Genomic DNA, 25,351 nt, shown 5'->3' with positions numbered 1-25,351 from the left:
TTTAATCGCCACCGCAACCACCACAGCCACTGCAGCCGTCGCCCCCACAGCCATGCCCGCCACAACCACTATGGCCACCGCAACTGCTGTTAAAACTATCGCTAATGCCATCAAAGTCAAAATCGGGCCACTCATCCGGTGCGAAATCAAAATCATAACCTCTTTGCTGGCTCATAGCAAGTAGTAATTCTTTGTCTATCAGGTTAAAAAAATCGTCATCCGCATCCTGCAATAATACTATATTGCCATTAATTGCCAAAAGTATAGCTGCTGCACCTGCATTTGCCGATTGCAGCATTGGGAGTAACTTTGCCTGTAAGTTTACAATCTCGCTTTGTAGTACAGCCTGGGTTTTTAAGCCTAAAGAATTTATGGTAAGTCCACCAAAAACCAACTGGATAAGCGTTTTAGTAAACAATGGCTTTAAGTTATAATTGTTGTGCAGTAAATTTTTAAACGCCCTTTCGCCCTTACAGTTCTGATATGCTATTTTTACAAAATTGCGCAGCAATAGTGCATCTCCAGATGTTTTAAACGGCTGTAAAAAAAACTGCTCATGCTCATTAGGCTTATAGGTTTTAAAATTAGTACCTTCTTTTACATATTTGTAAACCCAGATGCTATCGCGGCTGCTAATAAATTTTTCTACTTCAAAAACCTGTAGTACCTGTTTTACAAGCAGGTCTATAAAAGTTGCTTTTAACAAGTCTTTTAATGGTACATCAGGACCTTTTACAACCATTAGCGCTTCGGCCGGGGTAAATTTTACAAGATAGTCCATTATAGTCGTGGCTTTTTTATAATCCAGTAATCGTTGGTGTTAACGCGCTTAAAGTTGGCGCCGTTAAAGCGTATTTTATCATCAGGCCAAATACTTTTAGGGGCGTCAACCCCAAAAATATCTTTATATAGGCTGAGAGTTTTATTATACCAGTTGGTGTATTTTGTGGTTTCGTTGCTGCCCCCTTTGGTTGGGCCGTGGTGTATTTGCCTGCCTAAAATGTTTTGGCAAAAATCTGTCCAGTATAGCTGTGTATATAGTAGGTGCAGGTGCCAAACCTGGTCTACCTGGTCTGACGGGGTAAGTGGGTGGGAGGTAATACAAAGCAACAGCATAAACTTTTTATATTCGGTTACGGCGGCAACGGCGTACTGCGTATCCCAGTTATTTTCGCGGGCAAGCCTGTCGGTAAATGTCATAGCCGATGTAGGGTCGTCTAACTCAAAAGCCTGTATTTTATGCCAAAGTTTCTGCTGTTGTGGTGTCATTTTAAGGCTTACTATATCGATCAAATATACAAAAACGGCTTTTACGGAAGATTAATGAGTAGTTTAAAATGGTATATTATAGCATTATCCTCATAGAGTTTTGCAATTTTTTCAAATGTGAATAGCTGTTGATAATAATGATACATATCTTTAAATTGACTTTTTATAAAGCTAATAAATTTCATACAAAGTCATAACATTAAATACCATAAAAAAATCCGCTCAAATTGCTTTGAGCGGATTTTATATATTCTGACAACTGTCAACCGATAACTGTCAACTAAATTAGATATGGATAACCTCATCGTAAGCAGCAGCAGCAGCTTCCATAATAGCCTCGCTCATAGTAGGGTGAGGGTGAACCGATTTAATAATCTCGTGGCCTGTAGTTTCTAACCTACGGGCAACAACAGCCTCGGCAATCATATCGGTAACGCCGGCACCAATCATGTGGCAGCCTAACCATTCGCCGTACTTGGCATCAAAAATAACTTTTACAAAACCATCAGAATTACCCGATGCTTTTGCTTTACCTGATGCACTGAAAGGGAATTTACCCACTTTAATTTCGTAACCTTTTTCTCTTGCAGCTTTTTCTGTAAGGCCAACCGAAGCAATTTCCGGAGTAGCATACGTACAGCCCGGTATGTTGCCATAATCAAGCGGCTCTACATGCAGGCCAGCCAGTTTTTCTACGCAAAGAATACCCTCTGCAGAAGCAACGTGTGCAAGCGCCTGGCCCGGAACCACATCGCCAATGGCGTAGTAACCCGGTATGTTAGTCTGGTAATAAGCGTTAACAAGAATTTTATCCCTGTCGGTAGCAATACCCACTTCTTCCAGTCCGATGTTTTCGATATTCGATTTAATACCACCTGCCGAAAGCAGGATATCGGCCTCGATAATCTCTTCGCCTTTAGCTGTTTTAACGGTAGCTTTAACACCTGCGCCGGTAGTATCAACTTTTTCAACCGAAGCGTTAGTCATAACTGTAATACCCGATTTTTTAAGCGAACGCTCCATTTGTTTAGAAACATCCTCGTCTTCTACCGGTACAACGTTTGGCATAAACTCAACAATAGTAACCTGTGTGCCCATAGAGTTGTAAAAATGAGCAAACTCTACGCCAATAGCACCAGACCCAACAACGATCATGCTTTTAGGCTGCTCCGGCAACACCATAGCCTGGCGGTAGCCAATTACTTTTTTACCATCCTGTGGCAGGTTAGGCAGCTCGCGAGAGCGTGCACCTGTAGCAATAATAATATTATCGGCGCTAAGCTCTGTAACAGCACCGTCTTTATCGGTAACGTCTATTTTTTTGCCCGGCTTAACTTTACCGGTACCAAATATAACCTCGATCTTATTTTTTTTCATAAGAAACTGAACACCTTTGCTCATGCCGTCGGCCACATTACGGCTACGGGCAACAACGGCTGCAAAATCTTTATCAAATTCGCCTACGGTAAGTCCGTAATCAGCTGCATGTTTCAGGTAATCAAAAACCTGCGCGCTTTTTAGTAACGCTTTAGTAGGGATACAGCCCCAGTTAAGGCAAATACCGCCAAGGTTTTCTTTTTCTACAATGGCTACTTTAAAACCTAACTGAGAAGCCCTTATAGCTGTTACATAACCGCCCGGGCCACTGCCTAAAACAATAATATCGTATTTCATTAGTATATAATTTGCTTTAATATTTGAGTGTACGAAAATAGTTAATTATTTGCAAAGAGTAAAATGATGCACCTTAAATTTGCATTACGCCACAGCTATGCCGCAATGTTTTTTAAAAAGCTGCCGGTAGTGTAACATTTTTGCTTTTTGACTGTCTATAATGTTATATTTTAATTTTTACCGGATATGCAAAAATCTCTGCAACCCTTACTAAACAATAAATTTGCAGCCCTAACCCTAATAGCCGTAAGCTTTGGGCTAATATTTGTGCCGTTGGCCAAATTCCCCATCAAGTTTATGATAATTACGGCGTTGGTACTGCTGTTTGCCTTTTTGCAGGAGGGCAGCCTGCGCGGACTCAATTTTAAGCGCCTACGATTGCAGGAAGTGATAATTATTATTGTAAGCTATTTAGGTTTAGAGCTGCTAATGGATTTTGCTATTCAGCCCCTTGTATCCAAAATTTTTAACGAACCTGCCGATTATACCGCCTTTGATTTTATTAAAGGCGATACCCAAAGCTATTATAAGTACCTGCTTTATATGTGGATTAGCGCTGCCGTAGGCGAAGAAGTATTATTTAGAGGGTTTATGACCCTGCAACTGCGCAAAATAGTGGGCGAACGCAAACTTGTAATTGTGCTTATTACTGCGGTGCTATTTGCCCTGCCACATTTGTACCAGGGACTGTCGGGACTGGTGATGACATTTTTATTCGGACTTGCCTTTGGTTTTCTCTATCTTAGGTTTAATAATATCTGGATAAATATTATTGTACACGGACTTATAGATAGCCTGTTTTTAACGCTGGCTTATTTTGGTGAGACAGGGTTTTATCAATAAACAAAAACTATGATTTTTTAAATTGCGATAGTTATAAAAAAAGAGGTTTCAATTTAAGAATTGAAACCTCTTTTTTGTGACTTACATTTTATGTTTTTGATGGCGAATTCGAGATCCGGATCGTCGAAAAATTTAAAATACCAAACTCAAAATCCAAAAGTGAAATATTAAGCTATTTGTAAGTGTATACTTATTTTATTAGGCGAAAAAGTGCCTTATTTTATGCATCTTAAAAACCAAAAGTGAAATATTAAGCACTTTTTGGTCTAAAAAACTACTCCTCTGTCTCTACCGCAAACTGCGAATAATACAAATTTTTGTAGTAACCGGCATCGCGGTTTATAAGTTCGTAATGAGTACCGCTTTCAACAATTTTGCCCTTATCCATTACAATAATGGTATCGGCATTTACAATGGTTGCCAGCCTGTGGGCGATGATGATAGATGTCCTGTCCTTTGTAATAGCGTCGGTAGCGTTACGAATCAGTTCTTCGCTGTAAGTGTCTATAGATGAAGTAGCTTCGTCTAAAATAAGAATGCTTGGGTTGCTAACATAAGCCCTTAAAAACGCAATTAACTGCCGCTGGCCAGACGACAGCATTACACCGCGCTCTTTTACATTATAGTCGTAGCCGCCCGGCAGGCTCATTATAAAGTCATGAACGCCAATGGCTTGAGAGGCTTGTACTACCTTTTCGCGGGTAATGGTAGGGTCGTTAAGCGTAATGTTATTTAGTATTGTATCGGCAAATAGAAATACGTCCTGCAACACAATGGCAATCTGCCTGCGCAGGGTATCGAGCGTAAAGTGGTCAATATCAGTACCATCTATGGTAATTCGGCCGCTGTCTATCTCGTAAAAACGGTTCAGTAAATTAATGATTGTACTCTTGCCGGCACCTGTAGAACCCACAATAGCAATGGTTTGCCCCGATTCTATCTTAAGGTTGATGCCCTTAATAACCTCTTCGTTCTCTAAGTAGCTAAAACGTACGTTCTCAAAGTTAAGCTCGCCTTTAAAATGCCATGCTGCGGTTGCACCGTTTTTTTGTGTATTACCTTGCATATCAAGTAGTTCAAATACCCTGTCAGACGCTACAATACCCATTTGCATCTCGTTAAACTTATCGGCAATCTGCCTTAGCGGGTTAAACAGCATGGGTACAAACATAAGGTAGGCAAACATATCGCCGGGCTCTGTAATTGGATCCAGGTTAAGGATGCTAATACCAGCGTACCATATTACAAATCCGAGAGTTAGCGATGAAATAATGTCGGCAATAGGGAAAAAAATGGAGTTGTAAAGGATGTTTTTTTGCCAGGCATCGTTATGTTTCTTGTTGATAACCTTAAACTTTTCGTACTCAATGTTCTCACGGTTAAACAGCTGAACGATTTTCATGCCCGTAACACGCTCTTGCACAAAGGTATTAAGGTTGGCAACCTGGGTGCGTACTTCCTCAAAAGCGCCCTTCATTTTCTTCTGGAAAATTCGGGTAGCAATTACAAGCAGGGGCATGGCCAGCAGCACCACAAGGGTTAATTTCCAGTTCATTACAAACATAACTATTAAGATAACCAGCATTTTAAGCATATCGCTGATGATCATAAACAAGCCCTGGCTAAATATTTTAGAGATGCTCTCGATATCAAAAACGGTACGGGTAACAAGGCGGCCAACAGCTTCATTATCAAAGAATTTCATCCTGAAATTGCTTATGTGCGCAAACAGGCGCTCGCGAATATCTTTTACAATATCCTGCCCCAGCCAGTTGGCCCAATATACAAAGTAAAACTGCGCAGCAACCTCTAATATTAGCATACCGCCCATAAGGCCAATGTAATACAAAAGGCCGGTGTGGTCTTTTTTAATAAGGTATAAATCAACCGTTTGCTTAAGTAAATAGGGGCGAGCTGCGGCAAAAAGCGACAGTGCTATAGAAAAAACTATGACCCATATAAAGCGGGAACGGTAGGTTTTTGCAAACCGCATCACTTTTTTAAGCGACGAAGTTTTATGTGGAGTTTGTGTAGTGGCGTTCATATAAATTTAATGGCTTAAAGGTACGGATAAATTACCTTAGTAAGGTACAACCCATGTGCCGGAACCGATGCACCTGCATGGCCACGGTCGCGGCTTTGTATTATTTTGTCAACATCTTCAACAGTAATTTTGCCCAGGCCAACGTTAACCAAAGTACCTACAATGGCACGAACCATGTTGCGTAAAAAACGGTCGGCGGTAATGGTAAACACCAGTTTATTAGCGTGCTGCTCCCATTTTGCGTGTGTTATTTTACAGTTGTAAGTACGTACATCGGTATGGGTTTTAGAGAAGCATTTAAAGTCGGTATGGTTAAACAAAACCTGTGCCGCTTCGTTCATTTTATCTACATTAAGCGGATGAAAATGGTACCAGCTTCCCTCGTTTTCAAACGCATCTTTATAGGTGTGAATGTGATATTCGTACGTGCGGCTTGTGGCATCAAAACGTGCATGGGCATCGTCGTGCAGCGGTATAAAGCGGTATACCACAATGTCTTGAGGTAAAAAAGCATTGAGTTTATGGGCAATTACTTCCCAGTTAACTTGGGCATCAAAATCAAAGTGGGCATACATCTGGCGGGCGTGTACACCGGTATCGGTACGGCCTGCGCCAACAACGTCTATAGGGGTGCGCAGCAGGGTAGAAAGGGCCTTGTTAAGGGTTTCCTGTACCGATGGGCTGTGGGGCTGGTATTGCCAGCCGCAGTAGTTTTTACCGTTATATGCAAACTCTATAAAGTACCTCAAAACCGTTGTTGTAATTAAGGTGCAAAGATACTTATTTAAGTTGGAAAGTCGTAAAGTTGAAAGTCGTAAAGTGGCAAAGTTACAGGGTTAGCAAAATTTATGACAATGCACCAAATTTAATATTTTTGAATGCGAATCAAAACTTATTGGCGTTATTGCTTTGATAATCTGTAACTTTCAAATTCCATCAAAACTTTGCTACTTTGCTACTCTGTAACTTTGAAACTTCTTTCTAACTTTGTTGCTCTTTAACTTACTACTCTTGAAAAAAATCCTTCTTCTTTCTGATACGCACAGCCATTTAGACGATACCATAATGAAATACGTGCGCCAGGCCGACGAGGTGTGGCATGCGGGAGACATTGGCGACCTGCATGTTACCGATGCTATTAAGAAAGAAAAGCCCCTGCGTGCTGTGTACGGCAACATAGACGATAATAAAGCACGTATGGAATTCCCCCTTAATAACCGTTTTTTTTGCGAAGGGGTAGATGTCTGGATTACCCATATTGGAGGCTATCCGGGTAAATATAACCCAACCGTTAGGCAGGAACTGGCGCTAAATCCGCCTAAATTATTTATCTGCGGGCACTCGCACATACTAAAAGTGCAGTTTGACCAAAAGCACAATTTACTGCACATGAACCCCGGCGCGGCTGGCACGCATGGCTTTCAGCAGGTGCGCACTATGCTTAGGTTTGAAATTGACGATGATAAGATACAAGCCCTGGAAGTGATTGAAATAGCCCGAAAATAGGCTATTTATTGATAATATCGACTCTTAATCCTAAAGAGAAATTCAGCTGTTGCAAATTGTTAAAAAACGATTCGTATTCGGCGTTGGTTGCTACGTTAGGGCTTAAATAATTATAGCGTGCACGGGCAAAAAGGCTAAGGCCCTGTTCCAGGTAAAAATCAACATCGGCACCAAGTCCAAAAGCAGCACCCCTCTGTTTACCATAGCTTTTACCATTTGTTTTTTGATGGATCATAAGCGCGCCCCCTGTTATAAACGGGCTAAGGGTTAGTTTTTTTACTACATCTAACTTGTACGCTACTCTTAAATAGTAATTATTAATGTTGGTATGCTCTATGTTGCCTGCAAGAGCAACATCGGTAACATTATAGCCTGTAAATTCATATCCGGGAGCCAGGTAAAAGTTGTCATATCTAATAACATTGTGCTCAATGCCAAAGCCATAGGCACCTCGTTGGCTTTGCTAAGCACGTTATTGCCAATAGCACCCGGTTGAGTGTAGTACAATTTTAAGAACACCGCAAAGCCAAATTTCTTTTGCTCTTTAGAAGTATTTTCAGAAGGTTGAACCTTGTCTGCGGCAGGCGTACTAAGGCTGTCGCTGGTTTGTGCATTGGCAAAGTTAAGGCACAGCAATATCAGTATAGTAAGGTATGTGTTTTTCATTACTTAAAATTCAAGTGTGTAGTTAACGGGTTCTGAACCAATGGGTATTTGTACTTCGTGATTGCTTATAAGGGTGTTATCATTAATATAAGTACGGGTCTGATATTTTAAGGTAACAGTTTGGTTTTTAGCTACTAAATAAGATTCCTGATAGTTATAGTTTTCATCTTCCAGCGGAAGGTTAAAATTGTAATCAACCTCGTTTTTATCAATTAGCCCAACAAGGTTTAATTTGCTAATTGCATATCCGCCTGCATTATTTATGTTGATGCTAAGAGTTGTAGCATTGGCGACTTCAAATAACTTAATGTCTTCAAAATCAAGTTTATTATCGCTTAAATTTTCAGGAATTAAATTTTGAAAACTCGTAGACGAATAGGTAGTGTTTTGAGGATTGTAGGCGTTTTGATAGTTAACCAGTAACGCAATATTATTTTGGTTACGTGGTGCGGGGTAAAACATTTTGTAATTGCCACCGGCATCGGTTGTGGTATAGCTAATAATATCGGTGTCGCTTATAGGGTTGTAGTACAGGCCGGAATAGCCGTCTTTAGAAATATACACACTAACCGGAACGCCCTGTAACGGGCTACCGTTGGCATCTGTAATACGCCCCTGATAGAGCACGCGTTCGTCGCCGGTATATTTTAGTTCGTCATCACAGGCTGTAAGTGCTATTACAGCAATAAAAAATAACAGTAATTTTTTTAACATAGCAAGGTTGGTTTATATAACAAAGATGCTAATATGTTAAAAGGTTGCTTATGTGTGTGTTAATTATTTTTGTTGTACATTAATACGGTCTAAAATTTTACTAATACTATACTATTATGAAGATGTTTTTCTTTTCTGCCAAGCCGTACGATAAAGTGTTTTTTGATAGGTATAATAAAGATACCGGTATAGAAATTGAATATTTAGATACGCACCTTGGGCCGCATATAGTTAATGTGGTAGAAGATGCCGTTGCTGTTTGCGTGTTTGTAAATGATAAAGTTACCGCCGATGTTATAGCCCAGTTGGCTGCCAAAGGCGTAAAGATAATTGCCCTGCGTTGTGCCGGTTTTAATAATGTAGACCTTAATGCTGCCAAAGCGCATGGCATACGAGTTTGCAGGGTGCCGGCGTATTCACCTGAGGCTGTGGCCGAACATGCCGTAGCTATGTTGTTGACCCTGAACCGTAAAACACATAAAGCGTATAACCGTGTGCGCGAGCAAAATTTTTCGTTAAACGGATTGCTGGGTTTCAACCTGCATGGCAAAATGGTTGGTGTTATAGGTACGGGCAAAATTGGTAAAGCCTTCTGTAAAATTATGCTGGGCTTTGGCTGCACTGTTGTTGCGTATGATATTTATGAAGACGCCGACCTTAAATTGCTTGGCGTAACCTATGTAACGCAACAAGAGGTTATGCAAAAGTCGGATGTAATATCGCTGCATTGCCCGCTTACGGCAGATAATCATTACCTTATAAATAAAGATACCCTTGCTTTAATGAAGGAGGGCGTAACCCTGATAAACACCAGCCGCGGTGGCCTTGTTTGCACTGCCGATATTATCGATGCCCTTAAGCAGCACAAGGTGGGGCACCTGGGTATTGATGTGTACGAGCAGGAAGAGAAACTGTTTTTCAGGGATTTATCTCAGGATATTATAGAAGACGATATGATACAGCGGCTTATGAGTTTCCCAAATGTGCTGGTTACTGCGCACCAGGCCTTTTTTACCAATGAAGCCCTGTCTCAAATTGCACAAATTACGCTGGGCAGCATTGCAAGCCTTATAAAAGGGCAGGAGCCTGAAGATTTGGCAACCTTATTGGTATAACAAAAAAATCCGGACGTGTAGGTCCGGATTTTTAACGCACTAATAAACTAAGTTAAAAGGTTTATCTAAGGCGGTCGGCAGATTTTACGAGATCCTCATCCTTTTTAACAGCCCTATTGGCAAGGCTTAAAAAAACGATAGAAATTACAGGAAGAAACATCCCAATACCCTTCTCAGAGATTTCACTCTCTCCGGATAAATTTAGCAACCGGTAAACAAATAATCCTAATAAAATTAAATTCAATATTATGTTAAGCCTGTTTAAAACAAACTGTTTTTTTCTTTTCTTGTAGCTAAACAGCGTTATTATAGATAACGTTGCACTAAACACAAAAAGTATTACAAAAGCAATATTATCCATAAAGCTAACCTCTTCGCCATTGCTAAGCGTGTACAACGGCAAAAAAATGGGTAAAATACCGCTTGCTATAATGGCTATTAGTAAATAAACGCTTTGTATTCTTTGTATCATTGCTGCTTTAATTGCTGCACAAAAATATGTTTTCTTTTTAAAAAATACTATTGGTTATAAAAATAAATTTGTATTATTGCAGAACAAAACCATAAGTACTTCATTCTGCGAAGTATGGTATCTCCAAAAAAATCAATACACTTACTGCATTTAGATTACGATTTAATTAACCAATAGTTATACATGTTTGATATTTCTGAATTAAAAGAAATGAAGCTTCCTGAGCTTCAGGAAATTGCAAAAAAAGCAAAAATCAGCAAATTCAGGGGCCTTAAAAAAGACGAGCTTGTTTATCAAATTCTCGACCACCAGGCCGCCAACCCAGCCATAATACAACCACTTTTTGAAGAAACTGCCACAGCAGCACCATTAGTTGCAGATGATGCCGCAGCAGAAAACAAAACAAAAAGGGCGCGTATGACAAAAAACGCTGCCGAAGAAGCTAAAATACTGGCCACAATGCCGGAAACCCCTGCACGTACAGAAAAACCGGAAGAAACCCCGGCACACCCAATTATAGAGCCTGTACCGGCAAGGCAGCCAAGAGCAGATAAAGCCTTTGTAAAAAAAGACGATGCACCTAAACCCCGCACTGCAAAAACAATAATTACCCCGGCAGATAGTACTGCCCCTGCACCAGAAGCTAAAGCAGATATTGCCGATGCCAAGCCTGCTACAGAAAGAGCACCGCAAAAAGACGACAGGAGAAAAATACTTCCTGCAAAAGATAGTGCACAGCCAAGACCTGCAGATGGAACAGCCCCCGCAAGGACAAGGCCCCAGCTTACCGAAGAAGAAAGGCTTGCACAAATAGAAAGGGCTAACGCCAACAACCCTAATCATCCAAGTTATAAAAAGAACCTGGCTGTACAAAACGGGCAAAACACCCCTAATATACCCCCAATTATCTCGAACAAAGAAAACGTACCAAGCCAGCCTGCAGCTGCAGCACAGCCTGTACAAAATAAAAGACAAAATTTTAGGGAGCCTGATTTTGAATTTGATGGTATTATAGAAAGCGAAGGCGTACTGGAAATGATGCCCGATGGCTATGGTTTTCTTCGCTCGTCTGACTACAACTACCTTGCATCGCCCGATGATATTTATTTATCTAACTCGCAAATACGTTTGTTCGGCCTTAAAACCGGCGATACTGTTAAAGGAGTAGTGCGCCCTCCAAAAGAAGGCGAAAAATACTTTCCGCTTGTTAAGGTAAACAAGATAAACGGCCATGATCCGCAGGTAGTGCGCGACAGGGTTTCTTTTGAGCACCTTACGCCACTTTTTCCGGAAGAAAAATTTAACCTTGCCGATAAGCAAAGCACCATATCTACGCGTATTATAGATTTGTTTTCGCCAATAGGTAAAGGCCAGCGTGGTATGATCGTGGCACAGCCTAAAACAGGTAAAACCATGTTGCTTAAAGATATAGCCAACTCCATAGCGGCTAATCACCCGGAGGTGTACCTTATTGTTCTATTGATCGATGAAAGGCCCGAAGAGGTTACCGATATGCAGCGTAGCGTTAGGGGAGAGGTTATTGCCTCTACCTTTGATGAGCCTGCAGAGCGCCATGTAAAAGTGGCTAACATAGTGCTGGAAAAGGCTAAACGCCTTGTAGAGTGCGGCCACGATGTGGTTATATTACTCGATTCTATTACCCGTTTGGCAAGGGCTTACAATACGGTTCAGCCGGCATCGGGTAAAGTATTGAGTGGTGGTGTAGATGCTAATGCACTGCAAAAACCTAAACGATTTTTTGGTGCTGCCCGTAATATAGAAGGCGGCGGATCTTTAAGTATTATTGCTACGGCACTTACCGAAACCGGTTCTAAAATGGACGAGGTTATTTTTGAAGAATTTAAAGGTACCGGTAACATGGAGCTTCAGCTGGACAGAAAAATTGCCAACAGGCGTATTTTCCCTGCGATAGACTTAACATCGTCAAGCACCAGGAGAGACGACCTATTATTAGACGAAAAAACCATACAGCGCATGTGGATAATGAGAAAATACCTTGCCGATATGAATCCGGTTGAGGCTATGGACTTTATTAACGACCGCTTTAGAAAAACCAGGAACAACGAAGATTTTCTGCTATCTATGAATGATTAATTTTTAGTTGTTAAGGGGCCAAGTTTCTGAGAGATTTAAGTTTTTAGCAAATTCAATATACAAGAAAAGCCCCGATTGGGGCTTTTCTGTTTTTGTAATATTTTAGAACTTAGCATCTAAGAACCTCAGCACCTCAGTTACTCCTTGATAACTAAAATACTGGCTTTAAAACCTGTAGCAAGGTTCCATTGGTTACTGGATATAACTTTTTGCTGATCATCATAAACCCTGAATTCCGCCGTATTGGGGCCCGATGTTCCTTGGTTAAGGGCTTCAAAATCAATCTTGTTAAAGCCTTCATCTAAGGTAATTTGTATGCCCTTAAAACTATTATCAAGCATAATTTCATCAACTACTACGCGATCGTTAACCATAACTTTTATACGGTCGCCGTCTTCGGCACCAAAGTCGCGGGCCATAACCTGTACAAATTTCGATTTGCTTCGTACCTCGCCAAAAGACTGGTTACCACGATAGGCCTCATTAGATTCGCCTTCGGGCTTAACGGCGGCACGTTCGGCGTATTCGCTGCTGCGGTTTACAAACTTATCTTCCTGAAACATGCTAAACTCACTCTTTTTTTCTCCGACCGAAAATTTGGGCAGATTGAAATCGTTCTTTTCTTTGGGTTTGGCTGAAAAAGGGCTGTCCGGACTAACCGTTGTTGTAGAGGGTGCTATTGTAGTATTGGCTTTTTCTTTAGGAATTGCAATGCCACCGGCGTGTGTATCTACCTGAGCCCAAAGCCCAAGAGATGTTAGTAACAGCAAAATAAGAAAAACGTTTTTCATAAAATCCGATAAGATACAAGCAAAGTAACAAAAATTCTGCCAGTAATTGCAATGGCCGCAGTATTTGTGAGGTTAATAACGTTTTAAGTACGGTTAAATTGTAATTTGCCACAATTTTACAGGCTGCTCAAAAGTAATCGATCCGGGAGTGGTTACGTATTCTTTCACAAAAGTAAAGCCTGCCTTTTGTAACAACTTATTGGGCGCAGGGTTAAGTGCATACGGCTCGCAATACAAGGTTTTAATTTTGAGGTTATTAAAATAGTAGGGTAGTGACAGCCGTATCAGTTCGACACCATAGCCCTTTTTACGGTCGGCAGCATCCCAGATGTGTAAATGCATGTACGCGTTGGTACCAAAAGTAAACGGGTTAACGTTAGAGTGCCCAATGGGCTGGCCGTTAGCTTCCCAAATTAGGGCATAACCTTTTTTTTGGTCGTAAGGCAGGGCAAGCTGCGATTGCATCATAGCGGTAAACTGCTCGCGTTCGGGCATTTTTGCAATGTCTACACCCAAAGATTTAAGGTAGGCTTCATCAGCACCAAACCAATAGTTGGCAACACGATCGATATCATTTAGGGTTAATTCTCTAACGGTTAGCATCTTTATTATCAATTATAATACGACGCTAATAAAAGTACACAAATTACAACGATTTTACGGTATACGATTTAGCTTTTTTAGATTCAAAACTTACAGTATATCCAATAGTAGATTTTGTACTTTTTAAGTTAAGCCCTTCAATTATAAACGGTTCTGTAGCCCTTATAGTGCAGGTTCCGCCATTGTTAGATACAATTTTTGCGGTAGCAAGTTTGCCGGCTTTCCAGTTAATATCTACCGTAAAATTGCCTCTTGCAACAATGCCCGTAGTTGCGCCTTCTGCCCATGCATCGGGCAGTGCCGGCAATAAATGTATCTCGTTATTCTGGCTTTGCATCAGCATTTCTATAATGCCTGCCGTGCCGGCAAAGTTACCATCTATCTGGAACGGTGGGTGGGCATCAAACAGGTTAGGGTAGGCCCCGCCGTGGCCGCTGTACTTAGTATCGTTATCTTTTGTAAGGCGTAACTGGTTTTTAAACAAGGTGTACGCATGGTTGCCATCTAACAGGCGCGCCCACATATTTACTTTCCAGGCAAGGCTCCAGCCCGTACCGTCGTCGCCACGCAGTTCTAATGTTTTTTTCGCTGCGTTAGCCAATTCCGGTGTTGTCAGCGGCGATATACTATTTGCAGGATGCAATGCATATAGGTGCGATGTATGCCTGTGGTGCGGGTCTACGTCTTCAAAATCTTTATACCATTCCTGCAATTGACTTTTGCTGCCAATTTTAAAAGGTAACAGCTTATCGTTAGCCTTTTCTATAGTCTCCCTAAAATCTTTATCAGTATTTAAAAGGTTGGAAGCCGCTATGGTATTCGCAAATAAGTCTCTGATTATACCCATATCCATAGTGCTGCCCACTGTCATTACGCCCTGTTTTTTACCATCGTAGTAATACGTATTTTCGGGCGATGTAGACGGCATTGTAACCAGGTAGCCGTTTTTGTCTTTTTGCAGCCAGTCTAATGTAAACTCTGCAGCGCCTTTCATAATAGGGTAGGCTTGCTTTAAATATTCTTTATCTCCGGTAAATTGGTAATGCTCCCACAAATGCCTGCTTAGCCAGTTAGCGCCCATGTACCAGTTGGCCCACATAGGGTCGCCATTGCCAAGGTCGCCCACAGGGTTGCTGGTGCCCCAAATATCGGCGTTGTGGTGTACCACCCAGCCTTTGGCGTGGTAAAAACTCTTCGCAGTTTCGGCCCCTGTAACCGACAGGTTCCTGATCAGGTCGTTTAAAGGGGAGAATAATTCTGAAAGGTTAGCCGTTTCTACCGGCCAGTAATTCATCTGTACGTTAATATTGGTGGTATAATTGCTGCTCCAGGGTGCGCGCAGGTCTTTATTCCAGATGCCCTGTAAATTGGCAGGAGCATCTTTAGTACGCGATGACGAAATTAGCAGATAACGCCCGTATTGAAAAAATAATGCTTCGAGCTTTGAGTCTTTTTTACCTGCCGTATATTCTTCCAGTCGTTTATCTGTAGGCAATGCCGACTTATCGGCTTCGCCTGCATTTAGGTTTAAGGACACACGGTTAAATAACTTATGAAAATCGTCCAGATGCTCTTTAAGCAAAGCATCGTACTTTTTATTAGTGGCTTTCGCCAGATAGTCTGTAGCCAGTTTGTGCTCGTCTTTACCCTCGCTGTCAGGGCATTTATCAAAGCCGTTAAAACTTGTTGCGGCAGATACTACCAATATAATTTCGGAAGCATTTTGTATGGCAATAGTACTACCCTGATTTGTAACGGTACCGTCTTTAATTATAGGCTTTAGAATTAGTTCGAAACGCATACCGCGGCAGCCTGCAACATCTTTATAAATTATAGGCTCTTTATTGTAGCTAATATAGCTTGGGTCGGCATGGCTTGGTGCCTTGCCGTTTAAAAACAACAATTGCTCTTTTACAGCACTTTTATAAGGCAGCTGGCTTTTGGTATCAACCGTAACAGAAAGCTTTTTAGGCTGGCTGGATGTAAGGCGAATAATGATACACTCTCCCGGAGCCGAAGCAAAAATTTCCCTTTTATAAGTTACCCCATCTACCGTAAAACTTGTGGTTGCCACACCATCGGCAATATTAAGGTCGCGATAATAAGCGGCAGGTTTTTTATTGCCCAGGTCCTGTTTTAAAATAAGGTCGCCCAGCGGCAAGTAGCTCTCACTATATAGGCCCTGCATATTTTTTGTAAGTTCGTAAGCCTTTGCATAATCGCCGCTAAGCAGCGCAGCCCTGGTGGGTGCTAAATTTTCGAACGCTGTAGGGTTTACATTTTTAGATACCGGCCCGCCACTCCAAAGTGTGGCTTCGTTAAGCTGAATCAGTTCTTCGTTAACCCGTCCAAAAATCATTGCGCCAAGCCTGCCGTTGCCTATGGGCAGGGCTTCTGTCCATTCGGTGGCCGGTTTATCATAATGAAGTTTTAAATCTTGTTGGGCAAATAACGTTGTAGTGCAAGTAAGGACCAGTAAAAGTTGGTATGTTCTTAATATCATTATAATAGATAATTTTTTTGGATGCTATAGATTAATTGTATCTACAGCATCCAAAAATAAAGAATAAGAAAATATAAAAATTAAGGCAGGTTGTCTATTAGTTAAGCAATACTATCATCGTTTGAAATTGTGTTTACTGCCCAACATATTCAAAAGTATCAAAATCGGCATAGGCCTTTGAGGTTTGATTTTTTGACGTTGCAAACAAGCCAAGGTAAATACCTGTAAAGCCACCAACGGTTTCAGAACTTATGTAGGCTACATTCATTTTACCTGCGGAAGTAAAGTTTTTACCATCGGTCGAGTAGGCAAACGAGTAAAAGTCGGCGCTGCCTGTAACCTGCAAATATACTTTACCTTTGGGTATGGTAATTTCCTGGGCTATGTGGGTAAGTTCGCCCATACGGTAGCGTAGAACCACCACCTGTCTATCAGCAGAAGCTGATTGCTTTACAAACATATCGTAATGCGATTTATTGCTCATAAAAACGGTAACGCCCGATGCATCGCCATCCTGAGCATCGTTAAGGTTTAAAGCTGTTGAAGCTTTAAAATTAATGTGCTCCTGCCTGCGGGCAACAAAAGTAGGTGTATCTATATCGTGTAACTGTACAGTTGATGCTTTTAAACGCAGCGTACTTTTTTTATCGGTTAACGAATAATTTTCCAGGCGCGGATTTCTCAAATAATTCCACTCTAAACCCAATTTAGTATCTTTAAAATCGGTATCGAAAACCGGTTTTTTAAAGGGTTGCAGGGGCAGGGTAGTAACATCCATATTCAGGTCAATGGTTCCGTTACCATTTACAACCGGCCACGCATCTTTATCCCATCGCACGGGAGCCAAAAATGTTTCGCGGCCCAACATGTGGTGCAACCCAGATTGCGGACGGAAACCCAAACATACCATCCACCAAGAGCCATCTTTGGCCTGTACAAAATCGGCGTGCCCGGTGCCCTGTATAGGGTTCATTTGGGTAGCCACATTAGCGTGCGTTAATATAGGGTTGGATGGATTAGAATCGTAAGGGCCATCTATGTGTTTGCTGCGTGAAATAGTAACCTTATGGCCGTATTCTGTTCCACCTTCCGAGATCATAAGATAATACCAGCCGTCTTTTTTGTACAGGTGCGGAGATTCCGGGTAGCGGCCTCCTGTGCCTGTCCACAATGCTTTGGCGGGGGTTAATTGCTGACCCGTTATTGGGTTGATTTCGCTTAGGTAAATAGTATTATCGGGGTTGGTGGTCAGGTAGCATTTATCGCCCTCAAAATACAGCGAAGGGTCAATACCTTTTTGCTCCAGCCAAACAGGGTCAGACCATTCGCCACGCGGGTCTTTGGTGTGTACAATAAAATTCCCTTTGTCAGATACATTAGTGGTTATCATGTAAAATGTACCCTCGTGGTAGCGAATAGTTGGTGCGTAGATGCCACCCGAAACCCCTGCTTTTTGCAATGGCAGTTGCGACGGACGCGTTAGGCAATGGCCTATCTGCTCCCAGTTTATAAGGTCTTTACTGTGGTATAAGGGCACACCTGGAAAATATTCGAAACTGCTGGTTACCAGGTAAAAATCGTCGCCCACGCGGCAAACGCTCGGGTCAGGATGAAAACCCGGTATGATTGGGTTTTTATAGCCCTGGCCGTAGCCCGTTAAACAGCACAGGTTGAGTAATAATACAAGAAGTGTTACCTTTTTCATTTCATTATTTTTGATATGCGAAGGTATGCTCAACATACCTTTTACAGGGGATATTTTGAATTATATAACTGTATATTACGTATTACAACGTTTTATTTTAAGCTGCGCAGGTAGTCTGATGGCGATATGCCAAACTCGTTCTTAAAGTTGACACTAAAGCGCTTAGGCGAATTAAAGCCAACCGCATAGGCTACTTCGGCTATTTGCAACTGGCTTTTTTCTAAAAGCTGTTTGGCTCTTTTTAGCCTCACGGTACGAATAAATTCAGAGGGGCCTTTGCCCGTAATGTGCATTAGTTTTTTGTAAAGGTGGGTGCGGCTAAGGCCAACTGCCGCGCCAAGCTCTTCTACCGTAAAATCAGCATTGCCTATGTTTTGCTCCACACTTTTTATAGCCTTTTCTATTAGCTGTTCGTCTAAAGAAGTTATGGTAATTTCGCTTGGCGAAACATCCATTTTTTGGCTAAATGCCTGATGGCCCTTTTGAGTCCACTCTAAAAATTTGCTTACGCGAAGCTTTAATACATTAAAGTTGAAGGGTTTGGTAAGATAATCATCTGCACCAAGCTCCAGGCCTTCTATTTTGTATTCTTCGGCGGTCCTGGCAGTTAGCAATATTACCGGAATGTGTGACCACTGTATGTTGTTTTTTATATAGCTGCAAAGCTCGGTACCGCTCATTACAGGCATCATAACATCGCTTATCACTATATTTACATCGTTACTATGCAGTTTTTCGATGGCTTCTTTACCGTTGTGGGCAACCACTACCGTATAATCTTCAGACAGGCCATCGGCCATAAAATCGCAAAAATCTTTGTTGTCATCTACAAAAAGCAGCACCGGGTTTGTTTTAATAACTTCGGCATCGATTTCAACTACGTCTTCTTCAAATATATTTTCTTCCTCATCTTTAATGAGTTCTACAGGCAGTTTAAATGTAAAAATACTGCCTTTCGGATTGTTATCCGTAACCGTAACCGTGCCCTTATGCATGGCAAGGTACTCGCTTACAATGTGCAGGCCAATGCCGCTGCCTGTATTTTCTTTGCCCTGTGTTGCCTGGTAAAAGCGCTCAAAAACGTGCTGCTTTTCGGTATCGCTAATGCCATGGCCGGTATCGGCTACGCTAACGCATACATTATTGCCCTCGGCATAAATATGTAAGTTGATGCTGCCGCCATCCGGGGTATATTTAAAGGCATTTGAAAGGATATTAAAAAGTATCTTCTGCACTTTAGCCGGATCGAACTGCATAAACAGTGTTTCCATTTGACTGGTAAACAAAAAGGTAATATTACGGTCGGCGGCATACGACTGGAACAGCGTACAGTTGTCTTTAATGTAATGAACAAAATCGCCCATTTCCGTATTAAGGTTTTCGGTACCCACATCGAGCTTACGGAAGTCGAGTAACGAGTTGATCAGCTCCATTAACTGCTCTACATTTTTATATACGATAGATAGTTTTGACCGCAGGCCGCTATCCAGGTCTTTACTTAAAATGGTTTGCAGCGGTATGGTAATCAGGGTAAGGGGCGTACGCAGGTCGTGACTAATGTTGGTAAAGAACCTGAGCTTCATTTCGTTAAGGTTAATTTGCTGCAGGTGCTCTAATTGTATACGCTGATTTTCCAGCTCGGCATTGTGTTTTTTGGTGGTGCGCTGCGCTATGTAAATCATCATGCCTATAAAGGCAACAATATAAATCAATAAAGCCCAGCCTGAAAGGTATAGGGGAGGGGTAACCACTATGTTTAAAGTGGTGGCCCGGTTATTCCAGACTCCATCGCTGTTAGCGGCTTTTATTAGCAGCTTGTAGCTGCCCGGCGCCAGCGACGAGAACTCAATTTTGTTTTTTTCGGTAGGAAGCCACTGATTGTTAAAGCCTTCCAGTTTGTAGAGGTACTTAACCTTGTCGGCATTTATCAGGTCTCCGGTAGTAAATTGCAGGGCAATTAACTTATCGTTATGGCTAAACGTTATGGTTGATGTTTGCTCCATAGGGTGGCTAAGCAACTGATGCCCATTGTAAACCGAATCTACCTGAACAACCGTGTTACCTAAATTTAAACCCGTAAAAATTACCTTAGCCAATGGTTTACTTTTCTCGGCCATTTTGTTGGGGTTAACCACGGTGTAACCCTCTGTACCGCCTAATAGTATGTCGCCATTGCGCAGTTTGTATACCGCGTGCGTGTTAAAATAGTTATCGTTAAGGCCATCTTTGGTAGAAAAATTCCTGCTGCTTATTTTAATAGCCCCTTTGGCATCCTGATTGGCAGATAACACCGACACACCATTGCTTGTTGTTACCCATATATGTTGGTGGCTATCTTCGATAATACCCTTTATAATATTATCGCACAGGCCGTCTTTTTTATCAAAGTAGTACAAGGCATCTTTTTGTGTATCCCACAGCGTTAAACCTTTAGTATGCCCCAGCCAGATGTTGCCCCGGGTATCTTTATAAACGCAGGAAACAAACAATTGCCTGAATTTTTGCGTACCCGCAATATTGCCAGTAGCCTTGGTTTGCTTGCCTGTAATAATATCGATAATAAAAAGCCCGTTACCTGTAGCAACATACAATTTATCGCCATTATCGTAAAACATATCTAATATGTAATCCAGCCCTTTAGCGGTAGAAATTAAGGGGTCAAAGCCCTTTTTATTATAACGAAGGCACTGTATGCCGCTGCCAAGCGTGCCTATCCATAAATTGCCGTAACGGTCTTCTTTTAAATTCCAGATGTCGTTAGCGGCTAAGGTGCTATTTTGCTTTGTGTAGTGGGTAAACACGCCATTTTCGTAACAAAACAGGCCGTTTAAGTAGGTGCCAATCCAAATCCGGCCTTTGCTGTCTTCCAGTAACGAAACAATAACGTTGCTTGGTAGCGGCAGTTTCCTGATGGCGCTCCCGGCCGATTGTTCTTTTAGATATAGCCCGTTACCATCGGTACCCAGCCAAAGGTTGCCTTTTTTGTCTTCTAAAATAACACTAACATCTTTACAGTTTTGCTGCTCTATGTTTATAAGATTACTGAAACTATCGTGGTAATACGAAATCCCTTTTTTACTGTGGCCCACCCATATAGTACCGGTAGTATCTCTGTAAAGGCAGCCTATATTGTTGGAGGCGATAGTAGAGCTTGTATTTTGGTTGTACGTTATGCCTGTAATACTGTTGGTGGCTATGGTGTAGATAAACAGCCCCTTATGATCTGTACCTATCCAGATGTGGCCGTTGCCATCATCGGTAATGTCGAGGATAATATCGGTTTGGTTATTTATGGAAGAATTTAAGGATATGGCCTGCCATTGTGCCTGTGCATTTTTTTGATAATAAGTGGTAGTGGTTGTACCTGAGTAGAGCCATAGCCCGTTTTGGGCGTCTACATAAATTTTATTATCGTGATTGGCCAGTTCTTTTTTGATAAAGTCTGGCAGGCTGATTAGAGATTCTTTGCCACTTTGCTTGTTTAATTTCCAAATTGCACCCGACTTAAGTGTGCAGTATAAATTGTTACCGTCATCGGAAAAAGAGGTACCGGCAACATCATCTGTCTTTTGTTTCGGATTAAAAACCTTTAAAGATTTTTTGCGGGTATCATATAAAGATATCTTATCCTGACCCAATACCCATAGGTCTTTATTTCGGTCTACGTATACGTTATAATTGGTGCCGACCTGTATACCTAACTTCTTTAAAAACGCGGGGATATCGCTTATAAAGCTATCCTTGCCACGGTTGTAAACACTGTACCCCGAACTGCTGTTTATCCAGATGTTGCCCAAGCCGTCTTCCTGCAACCCTAAAATATCGTCGTTACCTAAAGAGGAGGGTTTGCCCGGTTTGGTGGCGTATACCTTAAATTCGTAGCCATCGTAACGGTTTAAGCCTGACTCGGTACCTATCCACAAAAATCCATAACTGTCTTTTAAAATACTTTTTACGGTACTGTTAGACAGCCCGTCATCGGTTCGCAGATGATGAAATGTATACGTTTGCCCTACAGCCTGCAAACAGGCCATAAGTGCTATTAGTAAGGTTAAGAAGTATCGGGTAAATGGTTTCATTTAAGTTATGGCTTCCGGGGGCACAATATAGTACAAATATTTATCTTGAATAACATAAGCAGGGTATAGAAATTAGCCACGAATTACACCAATTAATCGAATTTTTAAAACCTTTATCGCTTTTAAATGCACCAGGATTTATGATTAATATTTGTGGTAATTTGTAGCAAAATTTTTAACTAACATATGTCTATAAAAAGTAAAAAGCACGAATTAATCGTACTTTTTACCTTTGTAATTTATTTTGTTGTTACTACTTAAGCGTAATGGTCTGCTCGGTTCCGTTGTAGTCTACAGTTTGTCCTTCAGCATCATAAGTAAACGCTTTAGGCTTGTCTTTACTAACGGTTACAATGGTAAACTTACGGTTTTTAAGCATTCCGTTAAATTCGCCTTTACGTGCACCAATGGTTAAAGTGCCTTTGGCATTGTTGTAGGTAAACGCAATGTTGGTATACTTTCCGGTTTCGTAGTTATAGTTATCATCTTCATCTTCATACAACGTAAAGCTTCCATCTTTACCTTTATATACGTACAACACTATTTTATCGGCCGGTTTCTCGTTGCTGTACTGCATTTCCGGGCCTACAGGAATAATAGCGCCTTCGCGGATAAATAACGGAATACGCTCGTAAGGGGCATCCACATTTAGCTGCTGGCCACCTGTTATGTAACGGCCTGTATAGAAATCGAACCAGTTAGAATCTGATGGGAAGTATACATTACGTTTACGTGCCTCGTAGCTGTACACAGGGCATACCATAAAGGCAGGGCCAAACATAAACTGGTCGCTAATGTTCTCTACTTTACTGTCTGAAGCAAAGTCCATAAGTAGCGGGCGCATAATGGTATAATCGTTAAAATACGTCATACCTGCCATAGTATAAATGTATGGCATTAGCCTGTAACGTAGGTTGGTATAATATAAAATAGATTTATATGCCGGGTGTGTTTCCGGAGCAATGTTCCACGGCTCGCGGAAAGGAAACTGACCGTGTGCCCTGTATAACGGCGCAAATGCACCAAACTGGAACCAACGTGCGTTAAGCTCTCTCCACTCTTTATTATCGCTGTTTTCTTTACCATCTTTATCAAAAGCCAACTGGCCGCTTACGTACCTGTCTTCTACGCAAAAACCGCCAATATCCATAGTCCAATACGGTATACCGCTAACTGCAAAGTTAAGTCCGGCAGAAATCTGCGCCTTCATATCTTCCCAACGGGTAGCAATATCACCACTCCAGGTAGCAGTAGAGTAACGCTGTAAACCTGCAAAACCAGAACGCGTTAGCAGGAATACCCTTTTGTTAGGGGCAACACTACGCTGGCCATCATAAATAGCCTCGGCATTCATCAACGCATAAGTATTAAAAAACTCTGTAGACGATCCTAACGCTGTAGGGCCACACAGTGCTTTACGGTATTCCATATCGGTACAATCCAGCACGTTAGGCTCGCTGGCATCCATCCACCAGGCATCAACTCCTAATGGGTATAAGTTATCGTAAATCTGTTTCCAGAACAATTTACGCGCACCGCCAGAGTAGGCATCATAAAACGAACCTACATAACCCGGGCCAACCCAGTCGCGAACGTTGTCTTTAATAGCTTGTTGGTACATCCAGCCTTTGCTGTCAAACTCTTTAAAATGCTCTGTAGTTTTGTAAAACTTAGGCCACACAGAGATCATCATTTTTGCGTTAAGGGCATGGATAGAATCTACCATACCTTTAGGGTTCGGAAAACGTTTTGCATCAAACTCATGGCTTCCCCATGCATCTTCCTCCCAATAATTCCAGTCCAGTACAATGTTGTCTATCGGAATTTTACGTTTCCTGAATTCTTTCAGGCTGCCCAAAATTTCGTCCTGCGTTTTGTAACGCTCGCGGCTTTGCCAGTAACCCATAGCCCATTTAGGCATAATTTGAGATTTACCGGTTAGTGTACGGTAACCTTTAATAACCTCGTCGGCATTTTCGCCGTAAACAAAGTAGTAGTCCAGTTTTTTAGACATTTCGCTCCACCAAACCTGGTTGCTCTTTTCGTCAACTTCCTGAGGTGTCACGGCACGTAAACCACAGTAGGATGTGCCGCCATCAGGGCGCCACTCAATACGCAATGGCACACGTTTGCCTGCCTGTAATGGTATGGCAAATTTGTAACTATTTGGATTCCATGCCGTTCTCCAACGCTCTGCAACCACTAACTCGTTATTAAGGTATACTTTAACGTAGCCTGCGTAGTACAGAATAAATTTATAAGTGCCATCTACCGGTGCTTCAATTTCTCCTTCGTAAGTAACGTTAGCATTTTTTAAAGGGAAATTCTGAGGCAGGTTTTTTATACTCTTAATATCTTCAAAAAAGATAGATTCTTCCTTACGCTCAAGGGTTTGCACGCCTTTATCTTTAGATGTATAGGTACCTGTTAAACCACCCTGGTTACCTTTTTTATCGTATAATTTAAAAATGGTATTAAGCTGTTTGTAAGGGCGGCTATCGCCAAAACGGCTTAAAGAATAGCTGTCCCATAAAAGGCCGTAATTTTTGTTAGATACTATAAATGGTACCGATACCTTGGTATTGTACTGAAACAGCTCTTCGCTTTTATCTTTGTAGTTAAATTCGTCTGACTGGTGCTGACCCAAACCGTGAAAAGCTTCATCGGCAGGCGATTCGAAAATTTGCCTTACCGAGTAGCCGTTGGTTCCTTCAACCTCAATAGGAGTGAACGATTTACCACCGCCCTGTTGTTCTGCCAAAATTACCTTGCCGTTTTTATCTTTAAAGTTTACGCCGCCATTTTGTTTAGACACCATTACTTTTACGCGAGATGTAGACACCATAACCGAATCGGATACGTTTTTAACCGTAAAAGGGCTTGACTTTATGCCGGGTACGATTATTAAGCTGGAATCTTTAGGGAATTCATTTTCCGGGGTGGCAGATACATGAATAAGCTCATCGCGCAATACCTGGATTCGAACTTTTTTAACGTCGGTTTTGCCGCTGCTCTTAACATTTACAACAACGCCATCATCTGTGGTTTGGTACTGCGTAGCCGAACATGCCGCCAGCAACATACCCGCAAAAATGAGAGGTAATTTTTTAGAGATCATTAATTACTAAGTTTTTTATGATTTTTATAAAGCCAACAAATTTGCAAATAAAAATGTTATAAAGGGTGCAATTATGTATCTAAAACGGTATAGTTATGAATTATCCTGTTTCTGCATGTTTTATGATTTTGAAT

At 41.6% G+C, this 25,351-nt stretch carries 19 protein-coding genes; 4 read left to right on the top strand and 15 right to left on the bottom strand.

From position 1 onward, the window contains the following. Nucleotide 1: 1 nt before the first annotated feature. The 3 genes from G509_RS23660 to lpdA all read right to left on the bottom strand — a co-directional run bounded on the left by G509_RS23660 (nucleotide 2) and on the right by lpdA (nucleotide 2,943). A complete protein-coding gene (locus G509_RS23660) occupies nucleotides 2-781 on the bottom strand; it encodes a hypothetical protein (RefSeq protein WP_026992523.1) in 780 nt (259 codons plus the stop codon). Then, the gene (locus G509_RS0116355; protein ID WP_242604847.1) at nucleotides 781-1,293 is read right to left on the bottom strand and encodes a glycine-rich domain-containing protein; all 513 of its coding nucleotides are present in this window, start codon (nucleotides 1,291-1,293) and stop codon (nucleotides 781-783) included. Before G509_RS0116355 ends, G509_RS23660 begins: the two co-directional genes overlap by 1 nt. A gap of 261 nt (nucleotides 1,294-1,554) precedes the next feature. After that, nucleotides 1,555-2,943, bottom strand: a complete 1,389-nt coding sequence (gene lpdA, locus G509_RS0116345; protein ID WP_035739044.1) for a dihydrolipoyl dehydrogenase — start codon at nucleotides 2,941-2,943, stop codon at nucleotides 1,555-1,557. Nucleotides 2,944-3,129: 186 nt separating this feature from the next. On the opposite strand from lpdA, the gene G509_RS0116340 reads away from it, so the two are divergent. Continuing rightward, complete coding sequence (locus tag G509_RS0116340) at nucleotides 3,130-3,786, top strand: CPBP family intramembrane glutamic endopeptidase (RefSeq protein WP_026992520.1); 657 nt, start codon at nucleotides 3,130-3,132, stop codon at nucleotides 3,784-3,786. A 274-nt stretch (nucleotides 3,787-4,060) separates the two neighbouring features. Here G509_RS0116340 and G509_RS0116335 read toward each other — a convergent pair whose 3' ends face one another. Together G509_RS0116335 and truA are read right to left on the bottom strand one after the other, a co-directional pair. Further along, nucleotides 4,061-5,830, bottom strand: a complete 1,770-nt coding sequence (locus tag G509_RS0116335) for an ABC transporter ATP-binding protein (protein ID WP_026992519.1) — start codon at nucleotides 5,828-5,830, stop codon at nucleotides 4,061-4,063. A 14-nt stretch (nucleotides 5,831-5,844) separates the two neighbouring features. Continuing rightward, nucleotides 5,845-6,579, bottom strand: coding sequence for a tRNA pseudouridine(38-40) synthase TruA (truA, locus tag G509_RS0116330; protein WP_026992518.1), 735 nt, complete (start codon nucleotides 6,577-6,579; stop codon nucleotides 5,845-5,847). A 262-nt stretch (nucleotides 6,580-6,841) separates the two neighbouring features. Between truA and G509_RS0116325 the strand changes: the two genes are divergently transcribed. Then, the gene (locus tag G509_RS0116325; RefSeq protein ID WP_026992517.1) at nucleotides 6,842-7,336 is read left to right on the top strand and encodes a metallophosphoesterase family protein; all 495 of its coding nucleotides are present in this window, start codon (nucleotides 6,842-6,844) and stop codon (nucleotides 7,334-7,336) included. A 1-nt stretch (nucleotide 7,337) separates the two neighbouring features. Here G509_RS0116325 and G509_RS23790 read toward each other — a convergent pair whose 3' ends face one another. From G509_RS23790 to G509_RS0116310, 3 genes are all read right to left on the bottom strand, one after another. Further along, nucleotides 7,338-7,571 (bottom strand): hypothetical protein, encoded by a 234-nt coding sequence (locus G509_RS23790; RefSeq protein WP_026992516.1) that lies wholly within the window; start codon nucleotides 7,569-7,571, stop codon nucleotides 7,338-7,340. A 98-nt stretch (nucleotides 7,572-7,669) separates the two neighbouring features. Beyond that, the gene (locus G509_RS0116315) at nucleotides 7,670-8,002 is read right to left on the bottom strand and encodes a hypothetical protein (protein WP_026992515.1); all 333 of its coding nucleotides are present in this window, start codon (nucleotides 8,000-8,002) and stop codon (nucleotides 7,670-7,672) included. Between the two features lie 3 nt (nucleotides 8,003-8,005). Beyond that, the gene (locus G509_RS0116310) at nucleotides 8,006-8,716 is read right to left on the bottom strand and encodes a carboxypeptidase-like regulatory domain-containing protein (RefSeq protein ID WP_026992514.1); all 711 of its coding nucleotides are present in this window, start codon (nucleotides 8,714-8,716) and stop codon (nucleotides 8,006-8,008) included. Between the two features lie 116 nt (nucleotides 8,717-8,832). On the opposite strand from G509_RS0116310, the gene G509_RS0116305 reads away from it, so the two are divergent. Then, nucleotides 8,833-9,831 (top strand): 2-hydroxyacid dehydrogenase, encoded by a 999-nt coding sequence (locus G509_RS0116305; protein ID WP_026992513.1) that lies wholly within the window; start codon nucleotides 8,833-8,835, stop codon nucleotides 9,829-9,831. A gap of 61 nt (nucleotides 9,832-9,892) precedes the next feature. Here the strand turns inward: G509_RS0116305 and G509_RS0116300 are convergent, their stop codons facing one another. Next, nucleotides 9,893-10,303, bottom strand: coding sequence for a DUF4293 domain-containing protein (locus tag G509_RS0116300; protein WP_026992512.1), 411 nt, complete (start codon nucleotides 10,301-10,303; stop codon nucleotides 9,893-9,895). A 183-nt stretch (nucleotides 10,304-10,486) separates the two neighbouring features. On the opposite strand from G509_RS0116300, the gene rho reads away from it, so the two are divergent. Then, a complete protein-coding gene (gene rho / locus G509_RS0116295) occupies nucleotides 10,487-12,418 on the top strand; it encodes a transcription termination factor Rho (RefSeq protein WP_026992511.1) in 1,932 nt (643 codons plus the stop codon). A gap of 137 nt (nucleotides 12,419-12,555) precedes the next feature. On the opposite strand, the gene G509_RS22335 is transcribed toward rho, so the two are convergent. From G509_RS22335 to G509_RS0116265, 6 genes are all read right to left on the bottom strand, one after another. Continuing rightward, nucleotides 12,556-13,209: a hypothetical protein gene (locus G509_RS22335; RefSeq protein ID WP_051200301.1), complete on the bottom strand. Its 654-nt coding sequence runs from the start codon at nucleotides 13,207-13,209 to the stop codon at nucleotides 12,556-12,558. Between the two features lie 93 nt (nucleotides 13,210-13,302). Further along, on the bottom strand, nucleotides 13,303-13,812 hold the full coding sequence (locus G509_RS0116285) for a GNAT family N-acetyltransferase (protein WP_035739043.1): 510 nt from the start codon (nucleotides 13,810-13,812) through the stop codon (nucleotides 13,303-13,305). 43 nt (nucleotides 13,813-13,855) lie between these two features. Further along, nucleotides 13,856-16,315, bottom strand: a complete 2,460-nt coding sequence (locus tag G509_RS0116280) for a glycoside hydrolase family 95 protein (RefSeq protein WP_026992509.1) — start codon at nucleotides 16,313-16,315, stop codon at nucleotides 13,856-13,858. 133 nt (nucleotides 16,316-16,448) lie between these two features. Further along, nucleotides 16,449-18,020: a glycoside hydrolase family 43 protein gene (locus G509_RS0116275; RefSeq protein ID WP_026992508.1), complete on the bottom strand. Its 1,572-nt coding sequence runs from the start codon at nucleotides 18,018-18,020 to the stop codon at nucleotides 16,449-16,451. A 92-nt stretch (nucleotides 18,021-18,112) separates the two neighbouring features. After that, a complete protein-coding gene (locus tag G509_RS0116270) occupies nucleotides 18,113-22,099 on the bottom strand; it encodes a hybrid sensor histidine kinase/response regulator transcription factor (protein WP_026992507.1) in 3,987 nt (1,328 codons plus the stop codon). Nucleotides 22,100-22,352: 253 nt separating this feature from the next. Continuing rightward, entirely contained in the window at nucleotides 22,353-25,217 is a 2,865-nt protein-coding gene (locus G509_RS0116265; RefSeq protein ID WP_026992506.1) for a TIM-barrel domain-containing protein, read from the bottom strand. Nucleotides 25,218-25,351: the final 134 nt, after the last annotated feature.

The sequence above is a fragment of the Flavobacterium subsaxonicum WB 4.1-42 = DSM 21790 genome, assembly GCF_000422725.1.
Taxonomy (GTDB): Bacteria; Bacteroidota; Bacteroidia; order Flavobacteriales; family Flavobacteriaceae; genus Flavobacterium; species Flavobacterium subsaxonicum.
The sequence above is the reverse complement of the archived record's forward strand: the minus strand, read 5'-3'. Positions and strand labels throughout refer to the sequence as shown.

Bases quoted from the DNA above. Each gene is read 5' to 3' on its own strand.
- lpdA (WP_035739044.1), bottom strand. From the start codon at position 2,943: ATGAAATACGATATTATTGTTTTAGGCAGTGGCCCGGGCGGTTATGTA.
- G509_RS0116270 (WP_026992507.1), bottom strand. From the start codon at position 22,099: ATGAAACCATTTACCCGATACTTCTTAACCTTACTAATAGCACTTATG.
- G509_RS23790 (WP_026992516.1), bottom strand. From the start codon at position 7,571: ATGATCCATCAAAAAACAAATGGTAAAAGCTATGGTAAACAGAGGGGT.
- G509_RS0116285 (WP_035739043.1), bottom strand. From the start codon at position 13,812: ATGCTAACCGTTAGAGAATTAACCCTAAATGATATCGATCGTGTTGCC.
- G509_RS0116315 (WP_026992515.1), bottom strand. From the start codon at position 8,002: ATGAAAAACACATACCTTACTATACTGATATTGCTGTGCCTTAACTTT.
- G509_RS0116310 (WP_026992514.1), bottom strand. From the start codon at position 8,716: ATGTTAAAAAAATTACTGTTATTTTTTATTGCTGTAATAGCACTTACA.
- G509_RS0116300 (WP_026992512.1), bottom strand. From the start codon at position 10,303: ATGATACAAAGAATACAAAGCGTTTATTTACTAATAGCCATTATAGCA.
- rho (WP_026992511.1), top strand. From the start codon at position 10,487: ATGTTTGATATTTCTGAATTAAAAGAAATGAAGCTTCCTGAGCTTCAG.
- G509_RS0116340 (WP_026992520.1), top strand. From the start codon at position 3,130: ATGCAAAAATCTCTGCAACCCTTACTAAACAATAAATTTGCAGCCCTA.
- G509_RS0116275 (WP_026992508.1), bottom strand. From the start codon at position 18,020: ATGAAAAAGGTAACACTTCTTGTATTATTACTCAACCTGTGCTGTTTA.
- G509_RS0116335 (WP_026992519.1), bottom strand. From the start codon at position 5,830: ATGAACGCCACTACACAAACTCCACATAAAACTTCGTCGCTTAAAAAA.
- G509_RS23660 (WP_026992523.1), bottom strand. From the start codon at position 781: ATGGACTATCTTGTAAAATTTACCCCGGCCGAAGCGCTAATGGTTGTA.
- G509_RS0116305 (WP_026992513.1), top strand. From the start codon at position 8,833: ATGAAGATGTTTTTCTTTTCTGCCAAGCCGTACGATAAAGTGTTTTTT.
- G509_RS0116265 (WP_026992506.1), bottom strand. From the start codon at position 25,217: ATGATCTCTAAAAAATTACCTCTCATTTTTGCGGGTATGTTGCTGGCG.
- G509_RS22335 (WP_051200301.1), bottom strand. From the start codon at position 13,209: ATGAAAAACGTTTTTCTTATTTTGCTGTTACTAACATCTCTTGGGCTT.
- G509_RS0116280 (WP_026992509.1), bottom strand. From the start codon at position 16,315: ATGATATTAAGAACATACCAACTTTTACTGGTCCTTACTTGCACTACA.